Annotated in this window: 18 protein-coding genes; 4 read left to right on the plus strand and 14 right to left on the minus strand. The window is 36.1% G+C overall.

The window, feature by feature from the left end:
• Positions 1-85 precede the first annotated feature (85 nt).
• The 6 genes from HWV59_RS05180 to HWV59_RS05205 form a co-directional block, all read right to left on the minus strand.
• On the minus strand, positions 86-277 hold the full coding sequence (locus HWV59_RS05180; RefSeq protein ID WP_102228289.1) for a hypothetical protein: 192 nt from the start codon (positions 275-277) through the stop codon (positions 86-88).
• A gap of 106 nt (positions 278-383) precedes the next feature.
• Positions 384-593 (minus strand): YheE family protein, encoded by a 210-nt coding sequence (locus tag HWV59_RS05185; protein WP_102228290.1) that lies wholly within the window; start codon positions 591-593, stop codon positions 384-386.
• A 197-nt stretch (positions 594-790) separates the two neighbouring features.
• A complete protein-coding gene (locus HWV59_RS05190) occupies positions 791-1,828 on the minus strand; it encodes a YheC/YheD family endospore coat-associated protein (protein ID WP_235991800.1) in 1,038 nt (345 codons plus the stop codon).
• Entirely contained in the window at positions 1,821-3,194 is a 1,374-nt protein-coding gene (locus HWV59_RS05195; protein WP_175638239.1) for a YheC/YheD family endospore coat-associated protein, read from the minus strand. Before HWV59_RS05195 ends, HWV59_RS05190 begins: the two co-directional genes overlap by 8 nt.
• Positions 3,187-4,284: a YheC/YheD family endospore coat-associated protein gene (locus tag HWV59_RS05200; RefSeq protein ID WP_175638240.1), complete on the minus strand. Its 1,098-nt coding sequence runs from the start codon at positions 4,282-4,284 to the stop codon at positions 3,187-3,189. Before HWV59_RS05200 ends, HWV59_RS05195 begins: the two co-directional genes overlap by 8 nt.
• Before the next feature lie 27 nt (positions 4,285-4,311).
• On the minus strand, positions 4,312-5,667 hold the full coding sequence (locus HWV59_RS05205; protein ID WP_102228294.1) for a YheC/YheD family endospore coat-associated protein: 1,356 nt from the start codon (positions 5,665-5,667) through the stop codon (positions 4,312-4,314).
• 233 nt (positions 5,668-5,900) lie between these two features.
• On the opposite strand from HWV59_RS05205, the gene HWV59_RS05210 reads away from it, so the two are divergent.
• Both HWV59_RS05210 and HWV59_RS05215 read left to right on the plus strand, forming a co-directional pair.
• A complete protein-coding gene (locus HWV59_RS05210; protein ID WP_102228295.1) occupies positions 5,901-6,248 on the plus strand; it encodes a YlbF family regulator in 348 nt (115 codons plus the stop codon).
• Positions 6,249-6,415: 167 nt separating this feature from the next.
• Positions 6,416-7,288, plus strand: a complete 873-nt coding sequence (locus HWV59_RS05215) for a Cof-type HAD-IIB family hydrolase (RefSeq protein ID WP_102228296.1) — start codon at positions 6,416-6,418, stop codon at positions 7,286-7,288.
• Between the two features lie 13 nt (positions 7,289-7,301).
• On the opposite strand, the gene HWV59_RS05220 is transcribed toward HWV59_RS05215, so the two are convergent.
• A complete protein-coding gene (locus HWV59_RS05220) occupies positions 7,302-7,862 on the minus strand; it encodes a C40 family peptidase (RefSeq protein ID WP_102228297.1) in 561 nt (186 codons plus the stop codon).
• 151 nt (positions 7,863-8,013) lie between these two features.
• Here HWV59_RS05220 and HWV59_RS05225 point away from each other — a divergent pair, with 151 nt between their 5' ends.
• Complete coding sequence (locus HWV59_RS05225; RefSeq protein WP_407941612.1) at positions 8,014-8,856, plus strand: phosphatidate cytidylyltransferase; 843 nt, start codon at positions 8,014-8,016, stop codon at positions 8,854-8,856.
• 160 nt (positions 8,857-9,016) lie between these two features.
• On the opposite strand, the gene HWV59_RS05230 is transcribed toward HWV59_RS05225, so the two are convergent.
• The 7 genes from HWV59_RS05230 to HWV59_RS05260 form a co-directional block, all read right to left on the minus strand.
• Positions 9,017-9,793, minus strand: a complete 777-nt coding sequence (locus HWV59_RS05230) for an ABC transporter permease (protein WP_175638242.1) — start codon at positions 9,791-9,793, stop codon at positions 9,017-9,019.
• Complete coding sequence (locus tag HWV59_RS05235) at positions 9,790-10,686, minus strand: ABC transporter ATP-binding protein (RefSeq protein WP_175638243.1); 897 nt, start codon at positions 10,684-10,686, stop codon at positions 9,790-9,792. The genes HWV59_RS05230 and HWV59_RS05235 overlap by 4 nt, the downstream gene beginning before the upstream one ends.
• 12 nt (positions 10,687-10,698) lie before the next feature.
• Positions 10,699-10,899 (minus strand): PLDc N-terminal domain-containing protein, encoded by a 201-nt coding sequence (locus HWV59_RS05240; RefSeq protein WP_175638244.1) that lies wholly within the window; start codon positions 10,897-10,899, stop codon positions 10,699-10,701.
• Between the two features lie 4 nt (positions 10,900-10,903).
• Positions 10,904-11,107: a transcriptional regulator gene (locus HWV59_RS05245; RefSeq protein ID WP_102228300.1), complete on the minus strand. Its 204-nt coding sequence runs from the start codon at positions 11,105-11,107 to the stop codon at positions 10,904-10,906.
• Entirely contained in the window at positions 11,104-11,424 is a 321-nt protein-coding gene (locus tag HWV59_RS27500) for a YxlC family protein (RefSeq protein WP_102228301.1), read from the minus strand. The genes HWV59_RS05245 and HWV59_RS27500 overlap by 4 nt, the downstream gene beginning before the upstream one ends.
• Positions 11,408-11,956, minus strand: coding sequence for an RNA polymerase sigma factor SigY (sigY, locus tag HWV59_RS05255; protein ID WP_175639984.1), 549 nt, complete (start codon positions 11,954-11,956; stop codon positions 11,408-11,410). Before sigY ends, HWV59_RS27500 begins: the two co-directional genes overlap by 17 nt.
• A 160-nt stretch (positions 11,957-12,116) precedes the next feature.
• The gene (locus HWV59_RS05260) at positions 12,117-12,437 is read right to left on the minus strand and encodes a hypothetical protein (protein ID WP_175638245.1); all 321 of its coding nucleotides are present in this window, start codon (positions 12,435-12,437) and stop codon (positions 12,117-12,119) included.
• 413 nt (positions 12,438-12,850) lie between these two features.
• On the opposite strand from HWV59_RS05260, the gene HWV59_RS05265 reads away from it, so the two are divergent.
• A complete protein-coding gene (locus HWV59_RS05265) occupies positions 12,851-14,347 on the plus strand; it encodes a coproporphyrinogen III oxidase (protein ID WP_175638246.1) in 1,497 nt (498 codons plus the stop codon).
• Positions 14,348-14,607: the final 260 nt, after the last annotated feature.

Genomic DNA, 14,607 nt, shown 5'->3' on the forward strand with positions numbered 1-14,607 from the left:
TCTTTGTCCATATCTCCATTATAGAAGAGATACAACATGGATAAAAGGAAAAAAGACAGTTCAAAATGAACTGTCTACTAACTGACTACTCATCAGCTGAATAAGGTGGCTCTTCCTCTATAAGATCCCGGGCTTCTTCAATATTTGTATATTCTTCTCTCATGTGAACAGAGCCGCCGGATAACCCTTCATTAATGATACGATCTATATCTAAATAGGCTTTGTCTTTACCCTCGTAATTAAGATCTTGCTTTACACCTAATTCTTTGTCAGCCATTTTTTTCATCCCTCCTTTTGCACATTAGTTTGTGCTTTGGGAGGTGTAATATTCAGTTTTATCCCATTCTCAATGGGCAACGACCTCCACAGATGGAAGTCTAGCTCTATTCATATACGTGAAATAGCATCAGTTCGTGGATTTGAGATTGGATATCTATTTCCTCTTCTTTCGGAGGCTTTAAAGATCCCCACTCTATTTGTCCATTTTTATGATACACTCCATCATAATGTGCACCTCGAAAGTAAAAGGAAATTCGCCAACCAGGTAAATTTGCTTGCTTAAACAATGGTTTGTATTGAAAATGTGTAATCAATTGTACCGCTCCTTTCCTGTTATATAGAAAATTATACGGCGAAATGAGTGAAATTCCTTCTACCTAATAATGGGATTTTTTATACGTTAAGAAAGTATAAATTGGCAACATGGAAGTTTAATCGACGTAGTGGCCAATTTTAAGTACAAAGTATAAGTGCAACTACGCATCACGATTCGCCCTTACAGGCTCGCCAATCAACGAGTTTTCTTTATTAAAGTAAGGAATAGTTCAACTAACTGATGAATTCGTTTATGTTGGATAGCATTTTCGTCAAAAATCATCGGTTTTGAATTAACTTCAAATAGATAGGGTGAACCAGATGGGGTTAAGCCGATATCCATTGAAAATTCTCCAATGAACCCGACATTTTTTGAAAGAGTGCTTCCAATATGGTTGGCCAGCAAGTCAATTTGCTTAATGGAGCAGCGATCTTGAACATGATGAAAAGAAACAATTTCCCCTCCATTTGGTACATGTGTTACGATCGAGTCATTTGCGGCTTTCCGGACTCCGATACCTACAGATGAGTAAACACCTTGTCTATACATACTTAGAACACGTAAATCATATTTACACCCTTCAAACTTGTCCGTTTCAATTTCCTCTTGGATAATATAAGAATTCCTTTTAAGAGTGTGTTCCGCCCAATTCAAAAATTCGGAATTTGATAATGTTATTTTTTCTTTTTTTGTTTGAACGATAACATTATGATGATCTGTTTTCTTGATTTTAACAATTCCACTGCCTTTATAGCCATTTACTGGTTTTACGTATAGTGAAGGGTGGGTATGGAAGAGGTTAACGAGATCTAATTCCTTTGTGTACAACCAAGTATTAGGTAATAAAGATTGCAATGTTTTCTCCTGAGATAAAAGTATGTGACAATCCCATTTGTTGAAAAATCCGGGATTAAAGAAAGGTTTTTCTTTTTGTTTATACAGCTCATAAAGATTTTGAAATTCTGAGGATGTTTCTTCAGATCTCGTCGATATCTTATTATAGATAAGATCTGGAAAAGGGAAAGAAATCTTTCCCCATCTATTGTAGTCTTCATAATAGACATATCCTGTTATGCCGGTAGAATGAATACCTGCTGTAGTAAAAACAAATGATCGTGCTCCACGAGCTTTCATTTCTTTCTGAATCGATTTAAAAACTGCTATGTCTCCACGGAATGTATCTGCTTTTCGCCCGTTGCTTGCTAGAATACCGACTAAAGGGTAGTTATACATCTCCACTTATAAGTACCTCAGGTTGAAGAATCGCTTTTTTTGATAAATAAAGGCCATATTGTAAGGATGCTTTACGTGTGAGGAGGTCGGCATCTTTAAGTTCAGGATGTGAAAAGATCGATCTTCCAGGCTTAGAATTTGCTTCAAACATCCAAACCTTACCATTTATATCAATCCCTAAATCAAAGCCGATTTCTCCGATAAAGCCTGTGATATGCTGATCAATTTTTTTACTTAACGTGATAGCAGCTTCTGTTAATTCATGGAGAGCAAGTATTCTTTCTTGCGGATCCTCATAAATTTCCTCAAGACTTTTCACAACACCGCCATTGTTTAGGTGAGTTGTCACACTGCCTTTACCCGCAACCTTTCCTGCAAGGGCTGTAACCTTCCATGTATCATGTTCATCTTTATTAGTATGAATACGAAAATCAATTGCTTTTCCTTCAATACGAGTTAGCTTAATTCCTTGTTGTGCTAGATAGCTTGAAAGGTGCCGGTCTTTAAAGGATGCTTTTAGAAAGCTTTCAAGGGAAGGATATTTTCTAAGGCGGTTGATTTCATGATCATCTCGATATCTGGAGTAATACATGTTATCCTCGCGTGAGTACATAAGCTGAAATACGCCTAAACCCAAGCTTCCATTTGCAGGTTTTAAGTAAATGCTTTGGTACTTTGAAAGCATCTCTTCCATTTGGCTGATCGTTGGTGTATGAATCGTTTCAGGTAAATATAAGTTAGCTTCATTGTCATGAATGAGAAGTTGATGTATGGACCATTTATTGAAAAATCCCGGGTTGTACCAAGGGATGGAGTATTCTTCTGTGAGTCGTTTTTTGACGATTTTAAGTGCATTGTGGTTTTCGATTCGTCGATTAGGAAGGCGATCGTACACGACATTAGGAAACGGAAAGAGCCCCTTTTTCCAACCGGCTTTTCCGTATGTATAGCCTTCAATTGTTCCTTCTTCCCAATTAATATGATGGGCACCGAATACATAAGAGTGTATTCCAAGTGAAGAATCAATGGATAAAAACTTGGCAAAAAAGAGAGAGCGCTCACCAATTGGACGTAATAAAGATTCCGTAAAGCCGGCTGTAAAAATACCGATAATAGGTCCTAAATGTAAGATGTTATCATGACTAATAAGGGTAGTACTTCCACCAACAGGTAGAAGCAGCTGTTTAGCGACTTCCTGGGAAACGAGAATGTTATCTTGCAGGTGATCATCATAGACAATGTCACACGGCATAATAAACGTACCAAAAGATACAGAGTGAACATCACCATCAAGCTGTGCGTGTTTAGGTAAATGGACAATAAAGTCCTGTGAATCCGTTGTTTGGATTGAATAAATCTTAGTCAATGATCGTAGCTCCTTTTTGATTATTTTTTGTGCTTAAATATTTACAATAAGCTAAAGGTGCGCTGTAAAGTGATTGCTTCAATTGTGGCTTTGTTTCTATAAATGTTTTTCTGCCAGGCTTTGAATTTACATCTAATATCCAGATTGATCCATCTTTTGCATAGCCGATATCTATTCCAAGCTCAAATAGACGGCCAAAGCGTTCTTCAAGTAGAGGTGGAAGGTGTGAAGTAATCGTGGATAACTCATCTTCAAGAAGAAATCGTTGTCTAGGTGTGAGCTGCTGTGACCACTGCTCATAAGTAACCGGCTCACCACCTGTTGTTAAATTTGATAAAAAAGAACCTTGATATCCTTTTCTTACTCCCTTTTCGACTTGTGACCATTTGCCACCTGCATCCTTTTGCAGAAGAATTCGTATATCAAATGGATACCCTTCACTGTCGATGAGTGGTAGTAGAGGTTGAAGAAGATAGGTTTGTTGTTTTAATAGACGTTCACACCAGTTATTAAATAGTTTCATCGACTGAAACGTTTTCGACTTTCTATCAGGGCCACTATGGTACGATATTGTCATTTCCTTCTGAGTTTGGAAAATGGCAACAATGCCGATACCTCTTGATCCAGTAACAGGTTTTAATAAACAACTCGAGTCGTTTTTTAAATGTTTTACAATCTGCATTGGTGTAGAAATTAACTCAGTGTCAGGTAAGTATGAATTAAGGTGATTGTTTTTTTGAATTTCAGAATAAACATTCCATTTATCAGGTAACCCATATCCTAAAAAAATAATATCGGGATTTTTTTTCAGCCACTCGACAATTGGTTTACATCTTTTTGAAGCTTGGTTTTGATTGTAAAAGCAACGATCATAAATAAATGGAGGAATTGAAAAAGTATCACTTATCCAGGTTTGCGTTTGTGTGTTAAATATTTCACCAGTTATGGTTAAATCAGTAGGATCTATGGAAGAAGGGACAAATCGAACACAATTTATCCCGTACGTGGCACTTCGTTTGGCAATCTCTGTCATATAACCATGCTCATGTGATATAGAGACTGACATCATACCTAATGTTATTCGTTCCAAACACAACACTCCTTTCATCCAGGCTTGCTATTTTTGGTCATATAGAAATTGACAATAGTTGATAATGGATTTGGCTGAAGGACGAACCTTTCCAGTTTTAAGATCATCCTCTGATTTTGATGGCTTTGTATTTACTTCGATAATCCATGGGTGGCCATCTTCATCAAGGGCAAGGTCAATGCCAAATTCCCCGAATTCTCCACCTGCTTGGATACAAATAACCTCGACAATTTCGATTGAAAGCTCAGCTAATAATTTCCGCAGGTGAAGAGCTTCTTTCTCTCCGAAAAGTTCTTGCAGTAATTCTTTTGTTTTATGGATTTCACCACCTCTTGCCAAATTTGCGACAAATTGTTGATCTGCAGACACTCTTGCTACAGCAGAGGTAACCTTCCATTGGTGACGATCTTTTTTATGACATAGAAATCGGAAATCCAAGGTGCGATTATTATAGGATTTAAGCTGAATCGTTTCCTGCAGAAGAAATCCTTCCTTTTTTACCCTTGGATACAATGTTTTGAATAGTTCTTCAAAGCTTTGATACTCATTGTTGATATCACCGGAAAAGGTTGTGAAATCAAGGTGGTATTGATTTTCGTCAATTTGCTTAACTCGAAAGATTCTCTTTCCCTGACTCCCGTTAATAGGCTTAATAAAAAGATCCTTTTTCTTAAAAAGCATGTTTTTTAATATGCTTTTCGACTCTAACAATTCACTCTCAGGGAGAAAAGGTAGGAGATGTTCATTTGCGGAAAGAATCTGATGTACCTCCCATTTGTTTAAAAATCGATCATTAAAATACGGAATTTTATTTTCGATTAAATCTGTGGTGAGTTCTAAAAAAGTCTTTGATTTTTCCAGTTTTCTAGAATGAATTCGGTTGTGCACAACATCAGGATATGGAACGGTCGTCTTTACCCATTTATCCTGAAAGAAACAATAGCCCAGCATTTTTTCTTTGTTATATGAAGAAAAGGAAAAAATATAGAAGAAACAACCATTGTTATAGCAGAAAGTAGCAAGCTCCCTGCAAAACTCATGGATTGAACCAAAGTGTACATTGTGATCTTTTCCTTTCACTTCAGTAAGAAGGCCGATGATGGGACCCAGCTTCAAATGTTTTTGGTTAACTAGTTGCCCTTGCAGTGACAGTGTATGATGTGGAAGATGAAGCTCTTCAAACATACTTGTCGTCAAGGACAAACTAAGATCCTCTTCATCTATAAATACGATTGGACAGGACACAGTATGCATCCCACAACTAATTTTCAAGGCATGAATATTTTTTGAAAGGCCGAGATGATCTCTTAGGCCTGTGCTTATTTCACATAAATCAAAGGTAGAAGTTATATTTTCTCTAATTTCAATGGATCCTCGCGTCATGTAAATCCCTCATTTGTACAAGATGAAGCCAACATGCCGTGGGCAAATGTTGATATAACATCGTATGTGACGGAGGTAAAATCGGTGAGGTTGAGGAAGGTATCAAGTAATGAGGGATTTCCAATTTGATGATCGTTCAGTAAAATTCCTCACATCAAATGCAATTTTAGAAAGAGTTTGTTATAGTGAAAGAAGAGCCTACATAGGTTAAAACTAGAAAGGGGGCTCATCATATGGCAGAGAATTTATATGATGTTGCATACAACTTAGAAAAAGCACTACGTGAAAGTGATGATTTCAAAAATCTAAAAAGACTTTATGATGAAGTCAATGCAGATGAATCTGCAAGCAAAATGTTTGAAAACTTCCGTAATATTCAATTAAACCTGCAGCAAAAACAAATGCAAGGTGAAGAAATTACGCAAGAGGAAATCGATCAGGCACAAAAATCGGTTCAGCTTGTTCAACAGCATGAATTGATCTCTCAATTAATGGCTGCAGAGCAACGATTAAGTATGGTTGTAACAGAATTAAACAAAATCATTATGAAGCCGCTTGAGGAAATGTACGGAAGTATGTAAGACAACTCATATACATAGATCTACGTAAGTTTGTAAGCAGAATGGATGAAGATCCGTTCTGTTTTTTTATTCCTTTATACTCATTGTCCGATCTCTTGTGTTCTATTTTTATAAAAAGGGACATAACTTCATAATAGGTTTTGACATCTGTAGAAGGGGGACCTGTTGTGACTGCATATCGATTACTTGCTTTGAATATTGATGGAACATTGCTTCGATCAAATGGTCGTCTACATCCATCCACGAAAGAAGCAATTGAATTTGTGAAGGGAAAAGAAGTGTATGTGACGCTTGTAACAAATAGACATTTTCAATCTGCGAGAAAGCTTGCAAAGGCATTGAGATTAGATTCTATCCTTGTCACACATGGTGGAGCGTTCATTTCCGAAAATCTAGATAAGCCTTTATTTGAAAAACGAATTTCAGAGGAAACAACATTCAATCTTGTGCAGGTATTAGAGAATTTTAACTGTAATATTCGCCTTACACATGAAAGATTTTCGATAGGAAATAGAAAAAAGGTAGCTTCTAATTTATTAAGCAAATCAATTCTAAATACATCAGATTCTATGTTTTATCCTGTTCAGTTTGTTGATTCATTAGGGGACACTCTCCGTGATGAACCAGTTTCTGCGATGAGAATAGATGCTCATTTTAAAAATGAAGAAGAAAGACAGGAAGCTGAGACTGTCGTAAAGGAAGCATTTGATGTGGTGGATATTCGAAGTCATTCAACATCAAACAGTTTTGACATCGTGAAAAAAGGAGTATCGAAGGAAAATGGATTGCGTGCATTAGCAAGTCATTTGAACATTCCTATAGAAAAAACGGTGGCAATTGGTGATGCTGAAGATGATATTGGTATGATTTCTTCCGCCGGATTAGGTGTTGCCATGTGGAATGCACCGTTTGAGGTAAAGCGTGCGGCTGATTGGGTAACTCGTTCAAATAATCAGCAAGGTGTAGACTATATGGTAAAAGAGCATTTTCGTAAGCAACAAAGACAGGATTTTTTACGCAAAATTAAAATAGATCAATAGAAGAAGGGAGAGTTTAATCTTTCCCTTCTTCTATTTTTATTAAAGGATATTCTGTTAACTTACCTTCATAAACAAGCTGGAGTTTCGGGTTCGCTCGAAAGTCATCCGGAGTCACTAAGGCAGGGAGTTTATCCCATAATTTAATTCCGGAACGCTGAAGCATTTCTGCAACAAATTGCGAGCAAAAATACGAATTGCTAAATTCCACGGGTTCATTTAAGGATACACCTAAGACTCCAATTAAGTTATAAAGAAACCTCTTTTGGTTCTTAATAAAAACATTCAAAACCCTTCTCATTTTTTCCACATCACGGCTTGTTACTTCCAGTTTATAGATGACACACGTTGTTTCAGGATACTTGCTATATGTCCCTGTATATATATCCTCTTTCACAAACCCACCATTAATTGGATTATTGGGGTTTTTTCTTCCGAAGCTATACATTTCTGATAGACGTGCATCAAATGCAATGGAAGCATGATTGTAAGGTGCTTTTGTATATTTTTTAATAGACTTTGTAAATAAAGTTCCGGTGTCAGTAAGCAAAATGTATATATATGTTTTTGGCGTCATTTCGTTTCCCTCTTTTAAATTCTTCCATAATATTCTATCCTTAATTATACAATAGAAATACGAAGTTGGAGGAGTAAAGGTGATATCGACCCTTTGGACATTAGCAATTATTTTTCTTGGATTAAGTTGTGTACATCTCGTTTTTCTCTTCATGAGCAAAAAGGAACCGGAAAAAGATTTTACAACCGTCTTTATTCGGATTAAAACATGGTGGGGAATGTTTGCTGTCTTTTGTATGGCTACACTATTTAATCCAATTGTTTCGTTGTTTTCCTTAATGATTTTATGCTTTTTTGCTTTAAAAGAATACTTTTCAATGATGAAAACCAGGAAAGCAGATCGACGGTTATTTCTTTGGTCATATTTGGCGATTCCCGTTCAGTTTTATTGGATTTATATCGGATGGTACGGTATGTTTATTGTTTTTATTCCAGTTTATGTGTTTTTATTTCTTCCGTTGCCACGATTATTAGGTAAGGGGACCAGCGGCTTTCTTCGGTCAGTTAGTTCGACACAATGGGGACTGATGCTGATGGTTTTCGGTCTTAGTCACTTAGCCTATTATCAATTCGCTACACCTGAATATGGGGCAAATCTTGTCTTATTTCTTGTTGTGTTAACACAGTTAAATGATATTGTTCATTATTTAATTTCTATTTATCTAGGAAAAAGAAAGGTTGTTCCTTCAGCAAATCCAACCATCACATGGGAAGGATACATAGGGGCAACAGTAATCACAACAATTGCCGCTTATTTCATTTATCCGTTCTTGACACCACTGGACAGTACATTTGCTATTTTTTCAGGTATTTTAATTAGTTTAAGTGGTTTCTTCGGAAGCTTGACGATTTCTGTTTTAAGGAGAGATCTGTTAATCGGAGATCAAAAGAAGTTAAATACCTTAAACAAAAGTTATTTAACTCGTGTTGATAGCTTAGCCTACACGTCACCTGTGTTCTTTCATGTGATTCGGTATTTTTTTGACTTTATGTAAAAATTATTTATGTATCTGGAATTTCATTAAAGCGCCCATCCCAATTATGGATTGACCTTATAATAGGATCGGGCGCTTTTCTTATAGAAACTTTTCAATGAACAAGTATCAGAATGAGGTGATTTGAAAAGTAGATCCTGTCTTCAAGTTATCTTAGGTATTAATATTGTTCAGTTCTTTTGAAACTGATCACTGCTAATACAAAAAAGATGATACAAATAACGATTGAAAAAGATAATGTTAAAAGTAGATAGTCTTGTGCAGGTTGACCCATTAATAGAATTGTAGCATGTTCTCTTAGATTTGCTGGGCTCCAGTTCATAAACTTTGGAAGTAAACTAGTTAATAAGGATAATGCTCCTAGAAAAGAAATACTTACACCAGCGATTGCTCCATTCCCTTTAAATATAGTGCCCATGCAAATTGTAAAAGTTACAATGAGGGTAATCCATAGACTATAAATTAGGAAACTTTGTAGAAATAATAACCAATCAACAGAAGTAAATAATAAATTTGTATAATACCAAGTTAGGGAATAGCTTGCAAACAAGGAAACGATAGCAATAATGAGTTGGCCTAACCATTTACTTGTAACGTATTGTAATGATGAAACAGGTCGTACCATTACAAGAGTAACTGCACCACTCGATTTTTCATTCGAAATGACACCCATCGTTGCTAAGATGAAGAGTAGCGTCCCAACTGTTCCATATTGAGATAAAGTACCTGCCAATACTTCGGCTCCTGTTGGAGTAGGAATTGAAATCGTTGCCCCTTCCGGAAGATTACCAGCATGCTCAAGAATTTCTGGCATGTAGTAGCTTGTGATGGGTTGGGTAATACCGATAATCATAAAGACAATAGGTAGCCAGATCCACTTCCCATTTTTGCTGCTTTCGATCATTTCTTTTTTCCATAATACGTAGAGGTTTCTCATTGTTCCATCACCTTCATATAGGCTTCTTCTAAAGAATCCTGAAGTTTTTCAAATCGTTTAATTGTTAGACCTTTTTCCATGATTGCAGACAGTAGTTCATTTGAATTGGAATTTTCTTCACTAACGATTATGGTTATACTTCTATCTGTTATTCGTTTCATTTTTTCAACATAGGGTAGTTCAGAAAGTTTATCTTCAATAGGTTCCTCAGTGTGCACGTTTACTGCAGAAGTAATGAAAGCATTTCTTAATTCTTCAAGCTTATTATCCCATTTAATTTCCCCGTTTTTCAGCATAATCACTTTATCACAAACCTGCTCGGCATCATGTAACACATGAGTGGAGAAAAGAATAGTCATCCTTTCCTTTAATTTTGTAATTAAAGATAGGACGTCTCGGCGGCCAGCGGGGTCCAATGCAGAGACAGGCTCATCTAATATAAGCAGTTCAGGATCGTGTAATAATGCTTGTGCTAATCCTAATCGTTGCTTCATTCCTCCTGAAAAACCACCAATTCGCTTCTTTTTAACATCTGATAAACTAACAAACTGTAAGACTTCATCGATTTTCTCTTTCATTTGTTGTTTAGGAATATTGGATAGTTCACCCGCAAATTGTAAAAATTGAACTGGTGACATCCAGCTAAAGAACGAAGGATGTTGCGGTAAGAAGCCGATTTTTGACCTGTAGTCTTTCTCTTCAAGTTGTTCAAACTGAATAGAACCACTTGAAGGTGTAAGAAGACCAGCTAACATTTGAAGAGTTGTTGTTTTACCTGCGCCATTTGGACCTAGTAAAGCAATACATGGCCCTTTCTCAATATGAAAAGAGATTTTTTTTACGGCAATATGGCTTTTATACTTTTTCTCAAGTTCTTTTACCTGCAAAAGCATTATGCATTCTCCTTAATCATTTTTTCTTCCGATTACAAAGTACAGAATAGGCCCTAAAATATTAATAAATATGATAATTAAAATCCAAAGCCACTTTGGTCCGTATGTTTCTTCCTGTCGCAAACAACTCACGATCGCAGTAACCAATAAGATAAGCTGTAACACGAATATTGGCGCAATAATCGCCCAGTTCAGCTGCAGTATTTCATCCATCAAATCAATCCTTTCTGTTTCGTTTATGTTGCCGTCTTATAACAAAAAACCAATAAAAAATAGTCGGAAGGGGAAATTGAATCAATCCCCAAATTCCCCAAAACCAGGCAAAGCTATCCCGTTTTTTTGCATCAATAAAAAGAAGAATACTTTGCGTTAACATAATTGGCGAAAGAAGAATGATTATAAGTAAATCCTGATTGGTCATAGCCGTACCTTCCCTTCACGCTTGGTAAGGAAAAGGTAAATTACAGGCCCTATTAAACAGGCACACACTTGGATGAATAATATAGTTTCCCTACTTTTAAAAATGATTGTAATGAAAAGACCTAAAATGAAAATGGCTGTCAAAATAAAAAGGTATAACTCTTTTCGGAAAGCTCTTTTTCTCTTAAGTTTATATGAATGAAGCTGCTCGTGAATTTCATGCTGAGTAATCTGGGGAGTTCCGGCAATAGCATCGATATTTTCCCAATCCTCCTTCAGCACCTTCAACATATCACTCTCTTTATCGTGATTGTCCATCCTCGTTCCACTCCTTTCGTATTAGCTTCAATCCTTTATGAACTCTAGATTTTATTGTCCCTGCCTTTATGCCAAGCATAGTGCCGATTTCCTCGTACGTGTATCCGTAATAATGTCTGAGTAAAATAGGGATTCTTACATCAGCATCTAGTTTATTAAAATCCGTAAAGTGATCACTCCATTCTATTCCTTTAGATTGTGCTACCCAAAGTAATTGTCTTGATAAAGACGCTTTCACTTGGTCATACCATCTATTTTCCCGTTTCTTCCTTCGCAATGAGTCAATATACAACCTGGAGGCAATCGAAATCATCCATGATGAAAATTTACTTTCTCCTTTGAAGGCATGCAAATGGTTATAACACTTTAACATCGTATCTTGAGCGAGATCTTTACTTAATTCTTCTTGTAAGGTCAATTTTAATAAATATTTATATAAGTACGGATAGTATTGCTGATACAGGATAGAAAAGGCTTTATCATCACCGAGTTTTGCTGCTTTAATTAGTTCATGTTCCTTTTCTATATCCACTTCCATGCCCACCTCCTTTTCTCTGTCTATTATAGGACGTTTAAATTAGTAAAAGCGTTCATTTTTTATTTTAAAAATTTTGGTGAATTTTAAAGAATTTAAATCAAAAGAATTTACAATTTTATAAAACAAAAAAGCATAAGAGAGCACCCTTATGCTTTTACAATTTATACCGTAAATAATTATAATTTTCTGTTGCAACTCTCTCAATAACATTCCCCTGCTCGTCCTTATATACCTCATATTCCTGGTAAACTTCAATAGAATACCCATCTTCCTGATACATATCAACGAGCCTGTTCTCTAATTCAGGTATTCCTTTTATTTCTTCCTCCTCAGCTGAAATAGCTGAAGTTGTATCTTCCTCAGGTACAGGAAAAGTAGTAACTGCTTGTTCTTTTTCCGCAAATTTAGGAGAATCAAAGTAACCTATAATCCCTATAGCGACCGCAATCAATATAAAAGGAGCAAATTTTTTCAACGAACACTGCCTCCTGTTCTAATACTTGTCTTACTTTTACTTTTATTCTATGAACTTACTTATAGAAATTATTATTATTATTTGTCTTTTTTATGTAGTGTTCTAAATGGTTTATTAAAAGAACTGTTTTCGTAGGGAATGTTTCTAATGCCTCCTATTCTTATAATCTTAGTGGAATGGAGCGGAAGACACTCGACTCCTGCGGGAAGTGAGGAAAGGGTGAGACCCCGCAGGCGAAGCTGAGGAGGCTCAGCTTCCTCCCCGCGGAAAGCGAGTGTCTGGAGCGTAATGGAACGGACGATTCTCACGTTTAAACCTATTATAAACAAATAAGAATATGTTAACATTGACCAATGAACCAGTTTTTTTGTAAACTTAAATAAGTTTTCACAAAAAAAGTTAAGGTGATTATAATGAAAATTTATATAAAAGGTATTGAAGATGAACGTTTCCATCGGCCACTCACATTAATAGGTAATTTGTTTTTTGAAGAAACAGAACTCTGCTTTACAGAAGACGATCATTTTCTAGAAGCAGAGTTTTTTATTGAAGAAGAAACTGAAAAAATCTCGATTAAAGGGACATTGCTCTCTGAAGATGGAAAGCAATTTTCAGCAAGTAAGGAAAGGGAAATACCTTCACATTTCGTAGGAAAAGATCGACTTAGACATGTAAAAAATACCCTTTCCTATGTTTATTTAACACTTCTTCAAGACTACACTGGCATGATTCAAAAATGGGGAATCCTGACAGGTATTCGTCCAACAAAGCTTTATCATAAAAAGAGACAAGAAGGTATGAAGACATCGGAAATTCATAAAATGTTTAAAGAAGAATATCTATTGTCTGATGAAAAAATTAACCTGATGCAGCAAATCGTAGAGCGTCAACTTGAGGTAGTACCTGATCTTGATCGTCTGGCAAATGAAGTTAGTATTTATATTGGCATTCCGTTTTGTCCAACGAAGTGTGCGTACTGTACATTTCCGGCCTATGCAATCAACGGAAGGCAGGGATCTGTTACATCGTTTTTAGGTGGACTTCACCATGAGATGAAAGCAATAGGTCAGTGGTTAAAAGACAATGATATTAAAATAACAACGGTATATTATGGAGGCGGCACTCCAACAAGTATTACGGCAGAAGAAATGGATATGCTTTATGAGGAAATGGTTGAATCATTTCCAGATGTGAAAAATATCCGTGAAATTACGGTTGAAGCCGGTAGACCTGATACGATTACCGAAGAAAAGCTCAATGTTCTAAATAAATGGAAAATTGATCGTATTAGTATTAATCCACAATCATATACTCAGGCAACACTTAAAGCGATCGGGCGTCATCATACAGTGGAAGAAACAATTGAGAAATTCCATTTGGCACGTCGTATGGGCATGAACAATATTAATATGGATTTAATTATCGGGTTACCTGGTGAGGGAGTAGAAGAATTTGATTATTCTCTTTCTGAATCAGCAAAACTAATGCCGGAATCTTTAACTGTTCACACACTTTCATTTAAACGTGCCTCAGAAATGACACAAAACAAGCATAAATACAAGGTAGCAAGTCGTGAAGAAATCACAACGATGATGGATCATGCTGTTTCATGGACGAAGGACCATGGCTATGCTCCTTATTATTTATACCGCCAAAAAAATATTTTAGGAAACTTAGAAAATGTGGGTTATGCGCTTAAAGGTCAGGATAGCATTTATAACATCATGATTATGGAAGAGCAGCAGACCATCATTGGAATTGGCTGTGGAGCAGCAAGCAAATTTGTGGATCCAACAACAAGAAAAATTACACACTTCGCCAACCCGAAGGACCCTAAATCCTACAATGACGGCTTTGAACACTATACGACCGAAAAAATTAGGATCTTAGAGGAATTGTTCTCTAAATAGATAAAGTGGTAGGGATTTTACATGGTAGAGTCTCTACTGCTTTTTTTTAGTTTGTTAGCCAAAGTGTTGCTCTTTGAATAATATTGTAAAAACTCTATAGTTTCTGGAGCGAAATGGAACGGACTAATTTTCACTTAAAATGTGTTATCTAACAGAAAAGTATAAGAAAAAACCTTCTTTCGTCTGGAAGTAAAAAAAGCAGGATATCCTTCCCGTTCTTTAGAATTAATAGATTGAAATAAAAACAAGGGGTGGAAGAA

The sequence above is a fragment of the Metabacillus schmidteae genome, assembly GCF_903166545.1.
GTDB lineage: Bacteria > Bacillota > Bacilli > Bacillales > Bacillaceae > Metabacillus > Metabacillus schmidteae.